Raw genomic sequence first — 19173 nt, forward strand, 5'->3', positions numbered from 1 at the left:
TGCCGCTTGCCGCACGCGGCCTGACAACATTTTTTTTTACAAAATCCCCGTCCCGCGTCGCGTGATTTATTTAGAATGCGCTGTTACATTGCGTGATGGTGCGCTTTGAGCGCGTGCCGGGCGGCGGGACGGGGGGCGTAGCCAGCCGCGTTGCGGCAACGGCCACAGGCCGGCGCTGCCTGCCGCCGCATTTGGCGCCATGACGCCATGACCACGATCCTTGTGCGCGAGAGAGACGCGCACCTATGGGCACAAACGGGCGCATACACGCGCAAGCAGGCCCAGGCAGGCCTAAGCAGGCCCAACCGGGCACAAACGGGGGCGCGCACCGGACGCGCCAATCATTCCAGTCATGCCTATCATTAAACAACCGCCTTCTTCGCAGTATCCGAACGACGATCGGGAACCCGCCTACCGCAACGGACACCAGCAGCCGGAACGCCATACGCCGCCAGACGGTGCGAGTGGTGGCGCCATGCGTCGCCGCTCGATCGGCGCGTCGATCGCGCTCTGGTTCGTCGGCCTGATCGTGACGCTGCTTGCGGTCGGCGCGCTGATCGCCGGTTATGCCCTTGTCGTGATGGGGCCGCATCTGCCGTCGCTCGACGCGCTCACCGACTATCGCCCGAAGGTTCCGCTGCGCGTCTATACGGCCGATCACGTGCTGATCGGCGAGTTCGGCGAGGAACGCCGGCAGATCGTGCGCTTCCAGGACATCCCTGACGTGCAGAAAAAAGCGGTGCTCGCAATCGAGGACTACCGCTTCTACGAGCACGGCGGCGTCGACTTCGTCGGCATCCTGCGCGCGGGTCTCGCCGACCTTACGCACGGCGGCGCGGCGCAGGGCGCGAGCACGATCACGATGCAGGTGGCGCGCAACTTCTTCCTCTCAAGCGAGAAGACCTATACGCGCAAGGTCTACGAGATGCTGCTCGCGTACAAGATCGAGCGGGCGCTCACGAAGGATCAGATCCTCGAGCTGTACATGAACCAGATCTATCTGGGGCAGCGCGCCTATGGCTTTTCGGCGGCGGCGCGCGTGTACTTCGGCAAGGATCTCAAGGACATCACGCTCGCGCAGGCCGCGATGCTCGCGGGGCTGCCGAAGGCGCCGTCCGCGTATAACCCGATCGTCAATCCGCACCGCGCGAAGATTCGCCAGGAGTACATCCTCAAGCGCATGCTCGATCTCGGCTATATCACCCGGGATCAGTACGACGCGGCGCTCAAGGAGCCGCTCGTGACGAAGGGCGCGGGCAACGAGTACAGCGTGCACGCCGAATACGTCTCCGAAATGGTGCGGCAGATGATGTACGCACAGTACAAGGATGAGACTTACACGCGCGGCCTCACCGTGACGACCACGATCGATTCGGCCGATCAGGAAGCCGCCTACGACGCCGTGCGCAAGGGCGTGATGGACTACGAGCGCCGTCACGGCTATCGCGGGCCGGAAGGCTTCGTGCAGCTGCCCGCGAGCGGCGACGACCGCGAGCAGGCTATCGAAGACGCGCTCACCGATCACCCGGATAACGGCGCGCTCGTCGCGGCTGTCGTGACCGAGGCGAATCCGAAGCAAGTCAAGGCGCAACTGCTTGACGGCACAACCGTCACCATGAGCGGCGAAGGCCTGCGCTTCGTGGCGGCGGCGTTGTCGCCGCGCGCTTCGCAGGCGCAGCACATCCGCGTGGGCTCGATCGTGCGCGTGCTGCCTGACGACAAGGGCAACTGGCAGATCACGCAGTTGCCGCAGGTGGAAGGCGCGCTCGTCTCGCTCACGCCGCAGGACGGCGCGATTCGCGCGCTGATCGGCGGCTTCGATTTCAACAAGAACAAGTTCAACCACGTTACGCAGGCGTGGCGCCAGCCGGGTTCGAGCTTCAAGCCGTTCATCTATTCGGCGTCGCTCGAAAAGGGCCTGGGACCGGCGACGATCATCAATGACGCACCGCTGTTCTTCCCGCCCAGCACGCCTGGCGGCGACGCGTGGGAGCCGAAGGACGACGACCAGCCGGAAGGTCCGATGTCGATGCGTCTCGCGCTCGCGAAGTCGAAGAACCTCGTCTCGATCCGCATCCTCTCGTACATCGGCACGAAATACGCGCAGGACTTCGTGACGCAGCGCTTCGGCTTCGATGCCGACAAGACGCCGCCGTATCTGCCGATGGCGCTGGGCGCGGGGCTCGTTACGCCGCTGCAGTCGGCGGGTGCGTACTCGGTGTTCGCGAACGGCGGCTATCGCATCAACCCGTATCTGATCGCCGAAGTCGACGACTCGCACGGCCGCCCGATCCTGCGCGCGCAGCCGCTCGTCGCGGGACAGAACGCGCCGCAGACGATCTCGCCGCGCAACGCGTACGTGATGGGCAGCCTGCTGCATACGGTGGCGACCTCGGGCACGGGCGCGGGTACGAACGTTCTGCATCGTAGCGATCTGCACGGCAAGACCGGTACGACCAACGATGCCAAGGACGGCTGGTTTGCGGGTTATCAGCGCTCGTTGGTTGCCGTGGCGTGGATGGGCTACGACCAGCCGAAGAGCCTCGGCAGCCGCGAATTCGGCGCGCAGCTCGCGCTGCCGATCTGGGTGGAATACATGCAGCATGCGCTGCGAGGCGTGCCGCAAGAGGATCCGCCGCCGCCCGAGGGCGTGACGTCGATTGCTGGCGAGCTGTACTTCACGGACATGACGCCGGGTAGCGGCTTCGTGGCGAGCATCGGCGTCGATTCGTCGAATCTGGCGGGTGGGGCAGGCGACGCAGTTGGCGGCATGGCGCCGCCGAACGTGACGTCGAACGAGAAGCAACAGATCATGGACCTGTTCGAGTCGAACAAGCCCTGATAAGCGGGGGTTTTAATAAAGGTGGTCGATACGGCGCGTTGGCGACAACGCGCCGTATTTTTTTTAGCTTCTTTCGGCTCACTCGCCGAAACGTCGATGGAAGCGAAGGTAATCGGCGGGGATGAGTTGTAGTCCTTGCGACTATTCCGCATCTTCGGTCGAATCACAAATAAAGGAATCAGTCGCTTTCAGAACAATCCAGCTAAGCGCTGCGCCTATCAGTAAAAAAGCTACCCCACCGAGGTACCCGCGCCATATAACTCCGCATATAGTCAGAGAGCCTGTCAGCGAAATGACTGTAGTTAGCTTACTCAAAATGTTTGTGGCATTTCCAACCCGACGCCGTTTGTGCTCGTTCCGTTGCTCAGCGACACGCCGAGAAACATCGTGCAAATCGGTCATGGAGTTGGTTTGAAGATTAATTCTCTATTAAGAACGCGTACCCCCTCGGGACCGGCCTGTACGAGTCTGCGCTCCTCCTCCGCGACCAGCCGCTCGAACTGAAAACTGGAATTTTTAGCCAGTTCGGCTTCAATGATGCTGATTGCCTCTTGCGCCCATGGCACCTCGGACTCGAAGTGCCCGAGCAAGCGGCCATCTTGACGAACGACGATACGATAAATTTTCATGAGGTTAGCCCCTGTCTAAGATTGGAACAGGCCGGAGCACAAGTTCCTCTATGTTTTGCGCAACCTGGAATTTCCTGTTAGCAGAGTCGGAATCTTTTCTACAGAATCCGCGGCCTTTTGCTTTATAGCCAGTCACTCCGCGGTCGCCCCAAGCGGTATGACGGGGCACCAGGAATCGAATTTACTCGCGGCTTGCAGTTCCAGAAGGCCAAAAATAGCTATCAGGCAGAGTCCGGGCGCCGTAAATCGCTTGCCCGACGCGGACCACCGTGGCGCCTTCTTCGATGGCGGTTTCGAAATCGCCTGACATGCCCATCGACAATTCAGTGACCTCGTTCCCTCGGGGCAGATCGTGCTGAATGCGGTCTTTCAGGTTCCGCAGCAGAACAAAGCACTCGCGCACGCGAGCGGTTTCAGATGACAGCAATGCCAACGTCATCAGACCGCGCACCCGAAGGGCGGGATATGCCGCCAGTCCTCGCACAAAGGCCACTACGTCATCCGGGGGCAAACCATATTTGCTAGCCTCGCCTGACGTATTGACCTGGACAAATACGTCGAGGCCATGTCCCTCTGTCTGCAGGCGCCGCTCTAGCGCTTCCGCGACACGTACGCTGTCGAGTGCCTGAAATTCCGAAGCAAATTGAGCGACCAACCTGGCCTTATTTGTCTGGAGGTGGCCGATTATCGACCATCGCAAGTCTGTTAAATCGGACATGGCCTCCCACTTGCGATAGGCCTCTTGCACCTTGTTCTCGCCGAGTTCCTTGCAGCCCGCCTCATAGGACAGGCGGATACGCGCTTCATCGACCGTCTTGCTGACCGGCAACAGGCGAACCGAGGATGGTGCGCGGCCAACTCGCTCGCAAGCACGGGCGATGCGATTACGAACCTCAGCCAGGTTGCGGCGAAAGTCCTCAACCGTCAGCGCTTGCGGATAGCGTGGGTCACCCGCTTCCTGCGGGTCAACTGACTCATTCATGTTCGTGGCCCCATGGACGAAAAGTGGTTCTACGCGGGCAATAAGCATAACGTAGTATCGTATTGCCGCAGCAACATGTTTGTTCTGAGATCAAGAACAGGTTCGCGGGAAATTCCGCAGCGGAAATCGTCGACAGCATCCGCGTACTGGTGCGCACAGAGCAACTGAAACCGGGCCGGACCTTGCCATCCGGTCGCGAATTGACGGCCGTTCCCGGAGTTAACGCCAATGCCGTTGCCGCGGCTTATAAGCGTCTAGTTTCGGCCCGGATAGTTCTTGCGCGGGGCCGCTTGGGAACGGTCATTCGGCGAGCCAGAAGTTGAGGTGGAAGAGGGTACGGCCTTTGAAATGCCACTTCCGGCTATCGCTAGTGGTGATCCAAACCCTGTGCGGCTACCGAGCATTAGATTTTTCGATCAAAAGAACTGCTAATCGACCCAACATCACTACTCGCCAGCAGCGCTCGTCTTAACGGCATTGTCGGCGGACGATCTCTCAGCGTCCGCCGCCACGGGCGGACTTCCCATCGCCTGGAACAGCGCCGCCGTATCGGAGAGCCGCGAGCCGCGATAGCGGATCTCATCGAGCCGCGCGTTGCGCCATTGCTGCTCGCTCTGCCGCACCGCGTACCAGGGCACGGCGCCGAGCCGGTAGCGCGCATTCGTCTCCTCGTACACGCCCTCGGAAGAGCGCGCGGACAGGCTCGCCGAATCGAGCGCCTGCGCGTCGTGTTCGAGTGCCGCGAGTTGGTCGGCGACGTTCTGGAACGCCGCGAGCACCGTTTGCCGATACGACGCGTTGGCCGCATCGTACGTCTGCAGCGCCGCGCGCCGTTGCGCAAGCAGTGCGCCGCCGTGGAAGACCGGCTGCGTGAGCGAGGCGCCGATGGTCCATAGCGCGCCCGCACCGGAAGTCAACATCGGCCATGAAAATCCGGCCTGGCCGAGTGCAGCCGATAGCGTGATGCTCGGGAACATCTGCGCCGTGGCCGCGCCGACATCGGCGGCGGCAGCCTTCAGCGCCGCGTCGGCGGCTTCGATGTCGGGCCGCGACTTTAACAGTTCCGATGGCACCACCACGGGCACCTGCGGCGGTAGTGTGAGACTTGCGAGATCGAGATCGGGCGGCGCTGCGTCCGGCGTGCGACCGAGCAGCACCGCGAGCGCGTGCCGTGTCGTGCTCAATTGCTGGCGCAGAACCGGCAGACTGGTCGCGAGCGACGCCGCACTTTGTTGCGCGCTCAACAGGTCAGTATGCGAGACCGCGCCGAGCGCGTAGCGCTTCGCCACATCGTCGGCCTGCGCGTTGGCGAGCGCGACAAGCCGCTCGGTCGTGTCGATTTCCGCGTGAAGCGTGGCCGCGCCGATCGCCGCGGCCACGATGTTGGCTGCGAGCGCGCGCCGCGCAGCGTCGAACTGAAACAACTGCATGTCGACGCGCGCCGTGCGCGCCAGGTTGTTGAGCCGTGTCGCACCGAACAGATCGAATGTGTATCGCACCTGGACAATACCGGCAAAGATGTCGTACTGCAGCTTGTCGACGCCCAGTTGCGGCACGCCTGGCGTGCGCTGGCGCTGTGCGATGCCGAGTGCGTCGACGGTCGGCAGCATCGAACTGCCGATCTGGCCGCGCAACTGTTCGCGCGCGGCCTGCAGGCTGTGATCGGCGGCGGCGAGGTTCGGACTGTTGCGCAGTCCCTCATCGACGAGCGCGTCAAGTGCGTCGGAACCGTACAGCGTCCACCATTGCGGCACGGGTTTAGCGCCCACCACGAACTGCTGCGCGACACCTTGAGCGGCGACAGTTTGCACCGGTTGAGGCTGCGCGCCGTAGTGCGCCGGATGCGGCATCGCGGGCGCTTGTCCTCCCGGACCCCACGCGCAGCCTGTGAGCCCAAATGCGAGTGCGAAAGCGAGCGCGGCAGCGGCTGCGCAAGCGCCGCGGCAGGGCACGGACGCATTACGTCCATTAGGTCCATTACGTCCAGTACGCGCGCGCATCGTCATCGTGTTCGCGGACCGTTTCATGATGCATTCTCCGCGTGGCGGCCATCGCCGCCGGGTTCGTCGGTCTCGCTGCTGCGCACGCGGAACGCGGTGGCGTAGAGCGCGGGCAGATAGAAGAGCGTGAGCACGGTCGCGCTCGTGATGCCGCCCATGAGCGCTGTCGCCATCGGGCCGAAGAAGTTCGAGCGCAAGAGCGGAATCAGCGCGAGCACGGCTGCGGCAGCGGTCAGCGTGATCGGCCTGAAGCGCCGCACGGTGGCGCCGACGATGGCGTCGTAACGCTTGTGCCCGCTGCGGATATCCGTTTCGATCTGGTCCACGAGAATCACCGAATTGCGCATGATGATGCCGAACATCGCAATCACGCCGAGCATGGCGACGAAGCCGAACGGCTGGCGAAACAGCAGCAGCGCGATGACGACGCCGATCAGGCCGAGCGGCGCGGTCAGCACCACCATCATTACGCGCGCGAAGCTCTGCAACTGGATCATGAGCAGCGTGAGCACGGCGATCACGAGGATCGGCAACTGTACGTTGATCGACGCTTGGCCTTTCGCACTTTCCTCGACCGAGCCGCCGACTTCGATGCGGTAGCCCGTCGGCAGCGTCGCGCGGATCGTCTGCAAGCGGCTCACGACGTTGTTCGTGACGTCGATGCCCTGGGCGCCCGGCTTCACGTCGGATTGCACCGTGATGGTGGGCTGCCGGTCGCGCGACCAGATCACGCCGTATTCGAGGTCGTTGACGAGGTGGCCGAGCGAGCCGAGCGGCACGGGTCCGTTGGGCGTCGGCATCGCCATCGTGAGCAGATGCGCGGGATCGACGCGCTCAGCCGCAGGCGCGCGCAGATCGACGCTGATGAGCTTGTCGCGCTCGCGGAACTGCGTGACGGTGTAGCCCGAGAGCGTCATCTGCAGAAAATTCGCGACGTCCTCCGAGGACACATTCAACTGGCGCGCCCGCTGCTGGTCGATCTCGAAGCGAAGCGAGCGTTCGGCGGGTTCGTCCCAGTCGAAGTTGACGTTGTCGGTGCGCGGATCGTCGCGCATCGTGGCGGCGACGCGGTCCGCAATGCTGCGCACGACGGCGATGTCATTGCCGCTGACGCGCAGCTGCACGGGATAACCGACGGGCGGTCCATTCTCCAGCCGAGAGAGGCGCGTGCGAATTGCGGGGAAATCGTTGCGCAGCTTTCCTTGCAGCCAGGTCGCGAGTTTTTCGCGGTCTTCCACCGATTTTGCCGTGATCACAAACTGAGCGAAGTTCGGCACCTGTAATTGCTGGTCGAGCGGGAGATAGAAGCGCGGCGCGCCGGTGCCGACAAAGGTGATCGAATGGTCGATTTCAGGGCGGCTCTTGAGCGCGGCTTCGATCCGTTTCGCCTCGCGCAGCGTGGCGTCGAACGACGCGCCTTCGGGCAGGCGCACGTCGACGAGCAACTCTGGCCGATCCGAACTCGGGAAAAACTGCTGCGGCACGAGCGTGAAGCCCGCGAGCGCCACCAGGAAGAGCAAGATGGTGCTACCCAGCACGATCAGTTTCCGCTCGACGCACCAGCCGATCCAGCGCTGGAAGCGACGATAAAAGCGCGTGTCGTAAATGTCGTGTTCGTGGCCATCGGGCTCGTGCGGCGCGCGCTGACGCTCGGGCAGCAGACGATAGCCAAGCAGCGGAATCAGCACGACTGCTGCGAACCACGAAGCGATCAGTGCGATTGCTGAGACCTGGAAGATCGAACGTGTGTACTCGCCAGTGCTCGACTTCGCGAGGACGATCGGCAAGAAACCGGCGACCGTGACGAGCGTGCCGGTCAGCATCGGAAACGCGGTGCTCGTATAGGCGTACGCAGCGGCGCTGGTGCGGTTCCAGCCCTGCGCGAGCTTCACGGCCATCATCTCGACCGAGATGATGGCGTCGTCCACGAGCAGGCCGAGCGCGAGCACCAGCGTACCGAGCGAAACCTTGTGCAGGCCGATGCCGAACAGATACATGACGAGCGACGTGACGGCGAGCACGATCGGAATCGTGATGACGACGACCGTGCCCGTACGCACGCCGAGCGATACAAGGCTCACGAGCAGCACGATGCCGATGGCTTCGGCGACGGCCTCGATGAAGTCGTCGACCGAGCGCGAAACCGCTTTCGGCATGCTCGATACCTCGACGAGCCGCAAACCCGCGGGCAGCTGGGCCCGCAGTTGCGCGACGCGCACGTCGAGCGCGCGGCCAAGCCGGATCACATCGCCGTCCGGTTGCATCGTGAGTCCGATGCCGAGCACGGATTTGCCTTCGTAGCGCATCTGCGTGACGGTCGGCTCGTCGTAGCCGCGCCGGATCGTGGCGATGTCGCCCAGGCGAAAGCTGTGGCCGTTCACGCGGATCAGCGTATCGGCGAGCGCCTTGACGTCCTTGACCTGGCCGCTCGGGCGCACGAAGACGCGATCGTCGGCGGTGGTCAGCGTGCCCGCCGCCGCGACGCTGTTCTGCGTGCCGATAATCTGACCGATCTGCGTGGGCGAGATGCCGAGGCGCGTGAGTTGCGTATTGGAAATCTCGACGTAGATGTGCTGGTTCGGATCGCCGAAGTAATCGACCTTGCCGACGTCGGGCACGCGCAGCAATTCTTCGCGCAGGTTGTCGGCGTAGTCGTGCAACTGGGCTGGCGAGAAACCGTCACCCTCCAGTGCGTAGATGTTGGTGTAGACGTCGCCGAATTCGTCGTTAAAGAACGGGCCCTGGACGCCGGGCGGCAGGTACGCGGCGATATCGCCGACTTTCTTGCGTACCTGGTACCACGTTTCCTTCACCTCGCTCACCGGCGCGGAGTCCTTCATCGTGAAGAACACGAGCGATTCGCCCGGGCGCGAGTAGCTGCGCAGGAAGTCGATGTGCGGCGTTTCCTGAAGCTTGCGGCCGATGCGGCTCGTCACCTGGTCCTCGACCTGGCGCGCCGTAGCGCCTGGCCAGAAGGTCTGGATCACCATCACGCGGAATGTGAAAGGCGGATCTTCGGACTGCGACAGGCGCGTATAGGAGAGGGCACCGAAGATCGTCGCGAGCGCGATGACGAAGACGACCAGCGCCTGATGCCGAAGCGCCCACGCAGACAGGTTGAAGCGCCCCTCTTCGTGAGGCGTGCTCATGACGCGAAGTCCTCCGAATGAAGCGGCGGAACCGGGCGCACTTTCTGACCCGTGGTAACCGTGTGGACGCCTTGCAGGACGATCTGGTCGTTGTCGTCGAGTCCGCTCGTCACGGTGATCGTGCTGGCGTCGTAGCGCGAGATCGTTACGCTGCGCAATTGCAGCACGTTGTCGGGCTTATGGATGACCCAGACGGCGGGCGCGTTGCCGTCATGAAAGAGGGCGGTGGCGGGAATCGTGAATGCGCCCTCGGCGCCTGCGTGCTTTGCCGCGAGCACGACGTTCGCGCTCATGCCGAGCCGGACGGCGGCGTCCGGCTCGTCGAGCGTGAGCTTCACGCGCCAGGTGCGGCTTTGCGGATCGGCGGCCGCAGCAATCTCGCGCACACGGGCCGAATAGCGCTTGCCCGGCAGCGCGGGCAGGTTCACCTGCGCGTGCTCGCCGACGCTCACGCCGGCGACGGTGTTCTCCGGCAGGTCGCAGAACACGTCAATATCGCCCGACCACGCCAGTTGATAGACGGATTGGCCCGCCTGCACGTTCTGGCCGGTATCGGCGTTTTCGGCGGTGATGATGCCCGCGTGATCGGCGACGAGTTGCGTATAGCGGCGCTGGTTCTCGGCGAGCGCGAGCTGTTGCTGCGCCTGATCGCGCTGCGCGGTGGCCGACGCGTACGCGTCCTGCGTCTGTTCGAGCTGCACCTTCGCGATGAGGTTGGCCTCGGCCTGCGCGGTGTCGCGTTCGAGCTGCTGTTTCGCGAACACATAGCGATGCTGTGCGGCTGCGAGTTGCGCGGCGGCGCTCGCGGTGTTCTTGTCGTAGTCGGCCGGATCGAGGCGCGCGAGGATTTGACCGGGCTTGACGGCGTCGCCGAGGCGCACGCTGCGCTCGACGATCTTGCCGTTCACGCGAAACGAGAGCGGCGTCGAATACCGCGCTTCGACCTCGCCGGGGTACGTGGCCGGTGCGCCGTCCTGGTCGGGGTGCACGGTCATCGAGACGACCGGGCGGGGTTCGGGCGGCGCGGCGGTTTGCTTGCCGCACGCCGCAAGCGCAGCGGCGCCGCATAAGGAGAGAAGACCGGCGAGGCGGCGCCATTCAATGCCGCGCGATGACCGACTGGACTGCCTGCGCATCTTGCTCGATACGCCACGACCGCAACGATTCACATGGACCTCGACTTGCTTGGCTGCACACACGCGCAAGCGCGCGGCTGTGTGCGCTGCGCGTGCCATGGCACGGCACCGCTGGAACGGACTCGCCGATGCGCGAGACGCGTCGGCTACAGATGATGAAGTGGATTCTAATACAAGGTTGTATCTGAGTGCGTGAATGAATTCGAAGAATAATTCGGTGCTAGACTCTCGCCATGACTCGCATCCGACTGACCCGCGAACAGAGCCGTGACCAGACGCGCGAGCGCCTGTTCGACGCTGCGCACGCCATTTTTATGAGCAAAGGCTTCGTGGGAGCGAGCGTCGAAGACATCGCGCTTGCCGCGGGATATACGCGAGGGGCGTTCTATTCGAACTTCGCCAGCAAGGCCGAACTGCTCGTCGAGCTGCTGCGCCGCGACCACGAGGCGATGCAGGCGGATCTGCGCGCGATCTTCGAAACCGAAACCACCCGCGAAGACATGGAAGCGCGCGTGATCGCCTACTACAGCCGCATGGCGCAGGACAACAAGGGTGTTCTGCTGTGGGCCGAGGCGAAGCTGCTGGCTGCACGCGATGCGCGCTTTCGCACGCGCTTTAACGCGTTCATGAAGGAAAAACGCGACCAGCTGGCCGCGTATATCGAGGAGTTTTCGGCGCGCGCCGGCACGCCCATACCGCTTGCGCCCGACCGGCTTGTGATCGGCCTGATCGGCCTGTGCGACGGTGTGCAGTTTCTCGCCACGGCCGATCCGCAGCACGTCACGCCTGCCGTCGTCGAAGAAGTGCTAGCCCGATTTTTTGCGCGCGTGGTGTTCGGGCGCGACGTCTGAACCGCGCGTCTGAAACGTGCGCTTGAACTGCGCAGGCAGCGGACTTACGAACCGAGCCCGGGGCCGTAGTTGCTGCCGATCAGCCGCGTGACCGAAGCGACATCCACATAGTCCTGCTCGGGCATCCCGTCCAGTATTCCCACCACTTCGTTGCTGGCGCCCGCATTGCGCGCGGCGGCCACGAGATCGTCCTTGTTGGCCGGCCAGCGCACCTCGCGCAGCACGTCGGCGAATTGAAGATCGATGGGTTCGTCGGGAATGCGGGAGGCGGGCATGCGGAGTGTCCTTTGCGCGGCGGGCGCTCAGTGCGATGCGTCAGGCGGAGTGTGACGCACGACGAGCATACAGAATCCACGCCGAACGCCGCCGCTGCGTGTGCCTGCGAGTGCGTTCTGCGTGTGCGTTATGTATCACGTCTGCTGGTGTAGTACCGGGCTCAGTACCTGATCGAGGCGCCGCGACTTCGGCAGGCTCAGATACTCCCAATGCTCGTGGCCGCGGCTCACGGCAACCGGCACATTGGGAGCGGGCGGGGCGACTGGAGCGTCGTCCCGGTGGAACTGCATTCCTGCACTCGTTTGTTCAACCGGAGCTTCTTGCGCCGTACGCACAGGCGCCGCGAAGCACGATGCCGAGAGGAGAACGCTGGTCATCAGTGTCGAGGCTTTCATCGCTCGACCTCCTTTCCATGCAGCCTGCAGGCTGCAGCAAACGCTGTGCCGCACCCCGGAGCGGCACTCTGTCAGCCCGCTATCCGGAAATTGCGACAGTTCCATCATGGCAGGAAATGCGGCAATGCGTCTCGAACGTGCGTGCTTTTTGATGCGGCTCAGACGCCGGGGCGCAGGACCTCGAAGCGGGTCCAGGGCCACGACGGCCGGTCGCGCATGTAACCGTTCAGCCAGTTCCACTGCGGATGACGCTGCATGAACGCCTGCGCGTCGAACGCTCGCCCGCACGGATGGCCCCAGCGTGCCCAGAACGCGAGATCGCGGGCCATTTCGCTATCCACAACCTTGCCGTCGTTCGCGCCCCACGGATTGAACGGTCCGTGATCCGAACCGGCAAAGCGCGCGTCGTCGAGTTCGAGATGGCCGCAGATGGTGCGCGAGCACGGGTTGTCGTCGCGGTCGAGATAGACGTCGTGATGGTCGGCGATCATCTCCTTCGCCAGTTCGATGTCTATCTTGCCGCGATGCCGCTCGGCAAGCTGCATGAAGCGCAGCCGCCGCGCGCCGTTGTGGCGCACGTCCGTGAAATCGTCGCCTTCTCCGACGCATTCCTGATTGCGGATCTTGAGGTCGCTCGCGGCGTTGAAGCCGCTGAAAAAGCCGTCTTTCGTGATTTCGAAGCCCGTGTGCTGCAGCCCGAGTTCGTAGCGCGCGATTTCGCCCGTCTTGATGTCGCCGAGCAGCCAGCTGTTCGCGTACCCGCCGTTGTTCGCCATCGCGAACATCTCGCACCATTCACCGATACTCGACGCGTATTGCGTCGCGCGCCGCGAGCGGTAGAACTCGGGCGCGCCGCTCGCGCGGTAGCCGACGAAGTTGGAGATGGTCGTCTCCGTGACCATCAGCCCGGCCGAGGTGATCCAGAAATCGGTGAGGCTGGAAATGCAGCCGGGCAGGCCCTGCATGAGAATGCGATGGCCCGATTCGGGGACGATGTCGAACACCACGTTGAAGGCGTCGCCTGCCGCGTAGCGGTCCCACGAGTTGTGCGCCATGACGATGCGGCCGTCGCGCGTCGCGCTGCCGGTCGCGATAAAGGCGCTGCAGTGGTGGCCGCGCCGCCCGCGCCACGGCTTCACGTGTTGCTGCGGCTGCTGCGCCGCCGCATGCGTCGGCCACCAGCCCTGCAGCAAATCCATATAGCCGTTCCAGGCGAGCACCTCGGCGAACGACAGCTTCGCGCCGTCCGCGATGCCCTGGATTTCGTCGGCGAATTCGTGGTCGATCCGCGGCGCGAACTGCGTGACGGCGGCGTTCACGAAGGTCTCGAAGTCCTCGCCGGTGTCCCATTTCGCGAGATAGCGCGCCGTGCGGATCGCGTTGCGGATCTCGTTGCTGAGCAACTGGCCGTGCTGCTCGCCGCGGTCGTACGGTTCGCCTTCGAGGTGCACGAAGATCCAGCCCGCGTGATCGCGTCGTACGGCATCGAGAGACGGTTCGCTCATCTTCGCTCCGGTTTGCATCCTTTCGGCCGATTCTGCCGATCGGCGCCGGCCCGGTTCGCGAACCCCGCAAACACGCCGGGGCAGCGCAAGGCTGATTTCCATTGTAGAAAATCCACTGCGCTTTAACAGGTGGCGCGTGGCGAGCCCGGTGCGTGAGGAGCCACGGGGCATGCGGCTCTCCGGGCGATGGCGACGGCGGTGCGCGCACGAGGTGCGCGGCAGTTTCAGCGCTCGGGATTGAGCCGCTGATACGCGTCGAGAAGCGAGGTCTTGTAGACGACGCCGCTGAGCGTCGGTTGTTGCTCGCTCTCGATGACAGGCAGGCGTTCGCCGCGGAACGCCATGAAATGCTGGAGGCCCGCCGCGAGCGACATGTCCGGCGTGAGCGCGTTGAAGGGCATCTGTACGTAGTCGGAAGCGCGCTTTTGCGACGTGTCGCGTTTCTGCAGCAGATCCGAGGTGATATCGGCGAGCGCGACCGCGCCGAGGAAGTGACCCGACGCGTCGATGACGTAGAGATACTTCACCGGATATTCGAGGAACACGCGCGTCATGTCGGAGACGGTTGCGTCGGCTTGCACGACGGTGTCGGCCGGGCGGATCAGCGCGCGCATCTGCGTGGCGCGCAGGCGTGTGCGTTCTTCCACTTCGCGATTGCGGTGTAGCGTGATTTCGTACATCGACGATTTGCCCGTCGCGCGCGCGACGAAATACGCGACCACGCACGAGAGCATGAGCGGCAGCACGGCCTGGTAGCTGAGCGTCATCTCGAAGATCATGAGAATCGCCATCAGCGGAGCCTGGGTCGCGCCCGCCAGGAACGCGCCCATGCCGACCATCGCGTAGGCGTACGGCTCCGAGGTGCCGTGCGGAAACAGTGCGTGCATGCCCTGGCCGAAGAGACTGCCGAACACGGCGCCCATGAAGAGCGTCGGCGTGAAGACGCCGCCTACGGCGCCCGAGCCGATTGTCGCCGTCGTCGCGATGAGCTTGAACACGAGCACGGTGGCGAGCGCGGTCCACGTCCAGGGCGAGTGGAGGATCGAGTTGACGACGCTGTAGCCGTTGCCCCAGATCTCGGGCGTCCACACGGAGATGACGCCGCACACGAGGCCGCCCAGCGCGAATTTCACCGGCAGCGGCAGGTTCAGGCGCGCGACGCGCGACTTCGTGCCGTCGAGCAGGGCGAGGAACTGCGGCGCAAGCGCGCCGCACAGGAGGCCGAGCGCGACGAAGAGCACGACTTCGATGCCCGAGATGGCCGGAAACGGCGGCATTTCGTACGGCGGTTTGTAGCCCGCGAACTCGCGCATCGTGATGTTCGCGACGACCGAGGAGACGACGATCGGCCCGAAGCTTTCCATCACGATCGAGCCGAGCACGATCTCGGTGACGAAGAAGGCACCCGCAATCGGCGCGTTATACGCCGACGTGATACCGGCCGCCGCGCCGCACGCGACGAGCAGGCGCAGGCGCTGCGGATCGAAGTGGACCCAGCGGCCGATCAGCGAGGCCGCGAGCGCCGCGAGCTGCACCATCGGACCTTCGCGGCCGATCGAGCCGCCGCTTGCAATCGTGAAGAGCGACGACGCACCGCGCCAAAGGCTTTTGCCGACCGGCATCACGCCGTCGCCGATTGCAACCGCTTCCACATAATCGGTGTGAACGGTGCGCGCGTCGTCACCCGGCGCCTTGCGTTTGGCGGGCATCAGCAGGCAGCCCGCGATGAAACCGCCCGCGGCGGGCAGCCAGATGCGGGTCTGCCACGGCAGATGTTTCGCCATTTCGACGAGACTGCCGGACGTGCCGGAGAACAGGCGCTGCAACAGCGCGATGCCTTCGCGAAAGATCACGGTCGCGAACGCGCCAGCGACGCCGACGATGACCGACCAGACGAGCATCGTGTGCGCGTCGGAGAGGCGGAACAGGTTGCGGGCGCGGGTGCGCAGTTTCAGCAGGAATGACAGCACGGCGGACAGGTTGCGGGTGTAAGTGTGAGGAATCGGCGCCGAGCGCAAGCATAGCATTGCGCCCGGCAGGGGAATGGCGTCACGCGGCGCTGCGCATGGCCGCCAGCAGCCGTGGTTGACGCCCGCCGGGCGCAAGCCGGGCAACGGGCGCGTGCGTGGTTAGAGCGTGTGGCTAGCGCGTCGCGTGGTCGAGTTCCGGGTAGTGCCGGAAGATGCCGGTTTCGTTGAACGGCAGGCGGCGCGGCGAAGCGAGATACGCGGCGATGTTCGGGCGCACGGCCACGGCATCGTGCAGCGCGCAGACATGCGGATAGCGTTCGGCGAGATGGTTCGTCGCTTTCGGGAATGCGTAGCGCAGACCTTCGACGATCTGGAAGATCGACAGGTCGACATACGTGAGCGCGTCGCCGACCATGTGCTGCGCGCCGGACGGGTTCTGCGCGAGCACGCGCTCGAAGTAGCCGAGAAACTTCGGCATGCGATGCGCGAGGAAGTCGGCGGCGCGCGCCTTCGCTTCGTGTTTCTGGTCCTCGTAGTAGAGGCCGCTCGCGATCGGGTGATGCGTGTCGTGCACTTCGGCGACGAGATCGACGATCGTCATCTGCAGGCCATTGGCCACGTAGCGCAGACCTTCGTCGCGCGGCGCGAGCGAAAGCTTCGGTCCGAGATAGAACAGGATGTTCGCGGTTTGCGGGATCAGCAGATCGCCGTCCTTGAGGAACGGCGGCGCGAAGGGCGGATAGGCGCCCGAACGGCTGTCGAGTTCGGAGATCATCGCACCGATGCCGAGGCCCGCCGATTTCTCTCCGCGCGCCACGTCCACATAGTCCGCCTGCGCTTCTTCCAGCGCGAGCCGCACGAATTCGCCGCGGCCCTGCAGGCCATCCCAGTAATACAGTTCGTATGCCATCGGTTGCCCCTTTGCCATGACGCCTGCCCGTGAGACGGGCGGTACGGCACAGTATCGCGCGCAACCGGCGCGGTTGTTCGACGGATGCCGTACGCCCGATCAGCACACGCGCCAGGGCGCGAGCCGAAACGCCAAAAGCCCCGCACGCGGCGGGGCGAGCCGCTGGCGTTGCCAGCGGGCCGGGGGAAGATCGAGATCGGGGTGGCAATCCGCGCGGCATGCTGACGGCGTGTCTACCGTCAGCCGAACAGACGTTCCACGGCCCAGGTAATCGCGAGACCGCCGCCGATCAGCCATGCGTAGACGACGAGCCCCGTGGTCAGCGCGCGCGGACCGGCCTGGCGAACCTGCGAAATGCGTGTCTCGATGCCGAGGGCGGTCATCGCCATCGTGAGCGCGAAGGTGTCGAGTGCGTTGACGGTCTGCGTCGCAGCCTCAGGCAGCATGTGCAGCGAGTTCACGATCACGAACGCGAGGAAGCCGAGCGCGAACCACGGCACCGCGATCTTGCGCGCACCCCGCGCCGCGTGCCCCGCGCCGTTGCTGTGACCGTGACCGTGCGCCTGGCGACGATTGAGCCAAACGCCAAGCACCAGCAGCACCGGCACGAGCAGCATCACGCGGGTCATCTTGACGATGGTGGCGATATGCGTGGCTTCCGGGCTCACAGTGCTTGCCGCGCCCACGACCTGCGCGACTTCGTGAATCGTGCCGCCGAAGTAGAGCCCGGCCCCGAGCGTATCGAGGTGGAGCCAGCCCGCGCGGTAGAGCACCGGATAGAGAAACATGGAGAGCGTGCCGAACAGCACGACGCTGCCGACGGCCATGGCGCTCTTGTGAGGCTTCGATTGCAGCGTCGATTCGAAGGCGAGCACGGCGGCTGCGCCGCAGATCGCGCCGCCCGCGGCCGTGAGCATGGCCGTGTCGCGGTCGAGCTTCATGAGCTTCATGCCGGCCCAGGTGCCGATCAACAGCGTGCTCACGACGATCACGGCCGATTCGACGAGCCCCGGCAGGCCGACCTGGGCGATCTCCTGAAGGCTCACGCGCAGGCCGAAAAACGCGACGGCGATGCGCAGCAGCTTGCGCGCGCAGAAGTTGACGCCAGCGGCCCAGCTTTCAGGCATCCCGTCGCGCAGGACGTTGCCGTAGACCGCTCCGGCGACGATGCCGACGATCAGCGGGCTCAGGCCCAGGCCGGCGATGGCGGGCAATGCGGCGAGGCGCGTGACGGCCGCCGCGAGCAGTGAGACGAACAGGACGCCGTTGAGCAGGCCGCGTGTGGGGGACGGCTGATGCGCAAGCGTCGTTGAAGGGGAGGCGGACATGGCGATTCGGGAATCGGGTAGCGAACGAATGCGCTTATCCTAATTTAGATATATCGATATGAATAATCATCATTTGTGACGTAAAATATAAGCCAACCCTATAATTACTCGTCATGACCCCGGAGCAGCTGATAACCTTCGCCGCCGTCGCCGAGCATCGCAACATCAGCCGTGCAGCGGAGGCACTGCATCTCTCGCAGCCTGCGGTTTCGGGCCAGTTGCGGTTGTTGCAGGACGCCTTCGGCGAGGCGCTCTACGTGCGCGATGGCCGTGGCGTGCGCCTCACGCCCACCGGCGAGCAACTGGCGACGCACGCAACGCGGCTGCGCGACTGCTGGCGCGACGCCCATGCGTTGCGCGACGCGCTGCGCGGGCTGGAGCGCGGGACGCTGCGCATCGGCGCAAGCACGACGCCCGCGAGCTATTTGCTGCCGTATCTGGCGGCGGCATTTCATCGGCGTTTCCCCGAGGTGAAACTTGAAACGATGAACGGCAATACGTCCGATGTCATCGGCATGCTCGGCTCGCTCGATGTCGCGCTGATCGAAGGCCCGGTTGGCGCGCAGTTGCCGTCGGATACGATCGTGCATCCGTGGCACGACGACGAGATCGTCGCCATCGCGCCACGCGGGCATCCCGTTGCTGCGCACGCGCACGCTGATGTGCCCGACACGCGCGTCCCGCTCGCCGCGCTCGGCGAATACCCGCTCGTGCTGCGCGAGGACGGTTCCGGCGTGCGTCAGATCGTGGAGCGCGCGTTCATGAAAGCGGGCGTGCCGATGCGCATTGCGCTGGAAATCGCGGGCGTGGAGGGCGTGAAGGAGGCAGTGCGCGCGGGCATGGGCATCGGCTTCGTATCGGCCATGTCGATGCGCCACGAAGACGGCGCTTTGTGCCGGCTCGCGCTCGGACCGCAGCCGCTCGCGCGGCATTTTTCGATTCTCGTGCCGCACGCGGGCGCGGCCTCGCGGGTGGCTCAGGTATTTCTCGATCTGTGTTTCGCGGAGGAGGCAGGCGAAATCGCAGCCGTCAGCGCAGCGAAGTAGTTTGTCGCCGTCCGGCGGGTTCGCCTGCTGCATCCTATGCTTCATGCGCGCGGTGCTCGTCATCTCGGGCGCGCTCGTTCGTCATGTCGTGAACCCTGAAGTGCTCGCACGATGAGCCACAGCGCGACGATGCGCGACGTGACGGGCCAGGCGC

15 protein-coding genes are annotated in these 19173 nt (G+C 64.5%); 4 read left to right on the plus strand and 11 right to left on the minus strand.

Annotated features, from left to right (window positions below; genetic code table 11):
- Positions 1 to 352 precede the first annotated feature (352 nt).
- On the plus strand, positions 353 to 2842 hold the full coding sequence (locus tag ACFPTO_RS03400) for a penicillin-binding protein 1A (RefSeq protein WP_377709467.1): 2490 nt from the start codon (positions 353 to 355) through the stop codon (positions 2840 to 2842).
- Between the two features lie 398 nt (positions 2843 to 3240).
- Here the strand turns inward: ACFPTO_RS03400 and ACFPTO_RS03405 are convergent, their stop codons facing one another.
- Positions 3241 to 3471 carry a cytoplasmic protein gene (locus tag ACFPTO_RS03405; RefSeq protein ID WP_377709468.1) on the minus strand — a complete coding sequence of 77 codons (231 nt, stop codon included), beginning with the start codon at positions 3469 to 3471 and terminating at the stop codon, positions 3241 to 3243.
- A gap of 181 nt (positions 3472 to 3652) precedes the next feature.
- The gene (locus tag ACFPTO_RS03410) at positions 3653 to 4453 is read right to left on the minus strand and encodes a YggS family pyridoxal phosphate-dependent enzyme (protein WP_377709469.1); all 801 of its coding nucleotides are present in this window, start codon (positions 4451 to 4453) and stop codon (positions 3653 to 3655) included.
- Positions 4454 to 4515: 62 nt separating this feature from the next.
- Here ACFPTO_RS03410 and ACFPTO_RS03415 point away from each other — a divergent pair, with 62 nt between their 5' ends.
- Positions 4516 to 4776, plus strand: coding sequence for a GntR family transcriptional regulator (locus tag ACFPTO_RS03415; protein ID WP_377709471.1), 261 nt, complete (start codon positions 4516 to 4518; stop codon positions 4774 to 4776).
- Positions 4777 to 4899: 123 nt separating this feature from the next.
- Here ACFPTO_RS03415 and ACFPTO_RS03420 read toward each other — a convergent pair whose 3' ends face one another.
- From ACFPTO_RS03420 to ACFPTO_RS03430, 3 genes are read right to left on the minus strand one after another with little or no spacing between them, the layout of a single operon-like run.
- Complete coding sequence (locus ACFPTO_RS03420; protein ID WP_377709965.1) at positions 4900 to 6459, minus strand: efflux transporter outer membrane subunit; 1560 nt, start codon at positions 6457 to 6459, stop codon at positions 4900 to 4902.
- Between the two features lie 17 nt (positions 6460 to 6476).
- Positions 6477 to 9602, minus strand: coding sequence for an efflux RND transporter permease subunit (locus ACFPTO_RS03425; RefSeq protein WP_377709473.1), 3126 nt, complete (start codon positions 9600 to 9602; stop codon positions 6477 to 6479).
- Positions 9599 to 10738, minus strand: coding sequence for an efflux RND transporter periplasmic adaptor subunit (locus ACFPTO_RS03430; RefSeq protein WP_377709474.1), 1140 nt, complete (start codon positions 10736 to 10738; stop codon positions 9599 to 9601). Before ACFPTO_RS03430 ends, ACFPTO_RS03425 begins: the two co-directional genes overlap by 4 nt.
- A 233-nt stretch (positions 10739 to 10971) precedes the next feature.
- Between ACFPTO_RS03430 and ACFPTO_RS03435 the strand changes: the two genes are divergently transcribed.
- Positions 10972 to 11589, plus strand: coding sequence for a TetR/AcrR family transcriptional regulator (locus tag ACFPTO_RS03435; protein ID WP_377709475.1), 618 nt, complete (start codon positions 10972 to 10974; stop codon positions 11587 to 11589).
- Positions 11590 to 11633: 44 nt separating this feature from the next.
- On the opposite strand, the gene ACFPTO_RS03440 is transcribed toward ACFPTO_RS03435, so the two are convergent.
- From ACFPTO_RS03440 to ACFPTO_RS03465, 6 genes are all read right to left on the minus strand, one after another.
- Entirely contained in the window at positions 11634 to 11864 is a 231-nt protein-coding gene (locus ACFPTO_RS03440; protein WP_377709476.1) for a DUF2795 domain-containing protein, read from the minus strand.
- A 135-nt stretch (positions 11865 to 11999) separates the two neighbouring features.
- Positions 12000 to 12155 carry a hypothetical protein gene (locus ACFPTO_RS03445; RefSeq protein WP_377709477.1) on the minus strand — a complete coding sequence of 52 codons (156 nt, stop codon included), beginning with the start codon at positions 12153 to 12155 and terminating at the stop codon, positions 12000 to 12002.
- 263 nt (positions 12156 to 12418) lie between these two features.
- Entirely contained in the window at positions 12419 to 13765 is a 1347-nt protein-coding gene (locus ACFPTO_RS03450) for a C45 family autoproteolytic acyltransferase/hydolase (RefSeq protein ID WP_377709478.1), read from the minus strand.
- A 224-nt stretch (positions 13766 to 13989) separates the two neighbouring features.
- A complete protein-coding gene (locus ACFPTO_RS03455; protein ID WP_377709966.1) occupies positions 13990 to 15735 on the minus strand; it encodes a ClcB-like voltage-gated chloride channel protein in 1746 nt (581 codons plus the stop codon).
- Between the two features lie 172 nt (positions 15736 to 15907).
- Positions 15908 to 16645, minus strand: coding sequence for a glutathione S-transferase (locus tag ACFPTO_RS03460; protein ID WP_377709479.1), 738 nt, complete (start codon positions 16643 to 16645; stop codon positions 15908 to 15910).
- A gap of 239 nt (positions 16646 to 16884) precedes the next feature.
- Positions 16885 to 17973, minus strand: a complete 1089-nt coding sequence (locus ACFPTO_RS03465) for a YeiH family protein (protein ID WP_377709480.1) — start codon at positions 17971 to 17973, stop codon at positions 16885 to 16887.
- Between the two features lie 113 nt (positions 17974 to 18086).
- Here ACFPTO_RS03465 and ACFPTO_RS03470 point away from each other — a divergent pair, with 113 nt between their 5' ends.
- The gene (locus ACFPTO_RS03470; RefSeq protein ID WP_377709481.1) at positions 18087 to 19019 is read left to right on the plus strand and encodes a LysR family transcriptional regulator; all 933 of its coding nucleotides are present in this window, start codon (positions 18087 to 18089) and stop codon (positions 19017 to 19019) included.
- Positions 19020 to 19173: the final 154 nt, after the last annotated feature.

The organism is Paraburkholderia denitrificans (assembly GCF_042655705.1).
Classification (GTDB): Bacteria; Pseudomonadota; Gammaproteobacteria; order Burkholderiales; family Burkholderiaceae; genus Paraburkholderia; species Paraburkholderia denitrificans.

Coding starts and splice junctions, on each gene's coding strand:
- ACFPTO_RS03400 (WP_377709467.1), top strand. CDS start 353: ATGCCTATCATTAAACAACCGCCTTCTTCGCAGTATCCGAACGACGAT.
- ACFPTO_RS03405 (WP_377709468.1), bottom strand. CDS start 3,471: ATGAAAATTTATCGTATCGTCGTTCGTCAAGATGGCCGCTTGCTCGGG.
- ACFPTO_RS03410 (WP_377709469.1), bottom strand. CDS start 4,453: ATGAATGAGTCAGTTGACCCGCAGGAAGCGGGTGACCCACGCTATCCG.
- ACFPTO_RS03420 (WP_377709965.1), bottom strand. CDS start 6,459: ATGACGATGCGCGCGCGTACTGGACGTAATGGACCTAATGGACGTAAT.
- ACFPTO_RS03425 (WP_377709473.1), bottom strand. CDS start 9,602: ATGAGCACGCCTCACGAAGAGGGGCGCTTCAACCTGTCTGCGTGGGCG.
- ACFPTO_RS03430 (WP_377709474.1), bottom strand. CDS start 10,738: ATGCGCAGGCAGTCCAGTCGGTCATCGCGCGGCATTGAATGGCGCCGC.
- ACFPTO_RS03435 (WP_377709475.1), top strand. CDS start 10,972: ATGACTCGCATCCGACTGACCCGCGAACAGAGCCGTGACCAGACGCGC.
- ACFPTO_RS03440 (WP_377709476.1), bottom strand. CDS start 11,864: ATGCCCGCCTCCCGCATTCCCGACGAACCCATCGATCTTCAATTCGCC.
- ACFPTO_RS03445 (WP_377709477.1), bottom strand. CDS start 12,155: ATGCAGTTCCACCGGGACGACGCTCCAGTCGCCCCGCCCGCTCCCAAT.
- ACFPTO_RS03450 (WP_377709478.1), bottom strand. CDS start 13,765: ATGAGCGAACCGTCTCTCGATGCCGTACGACGCGATCACGCGGGCTGG.
- ACFPTO_RS03460 (WP_377709479.1), bottom strand. CDS start 16,645: ATGGCATACGAACTGTATTACTGGGATGGCCTGCAGGGCCGCGGCGAA.
- ACFPTO_RS03465 (WP_377709480.1), bottom strand. CDS start 17,973: ATGTCCGCCTCCCCTTCAACGACGCTTGCGCATCAGCCGTCCCCCACA.
- ACFPTO_RS03470 (WP_377709481.1), top strand. CDS start 18,087: ATGACCCCGGAGCAGCTGATAACCTTCGCCGCCGTCGCCGAGCATCGC.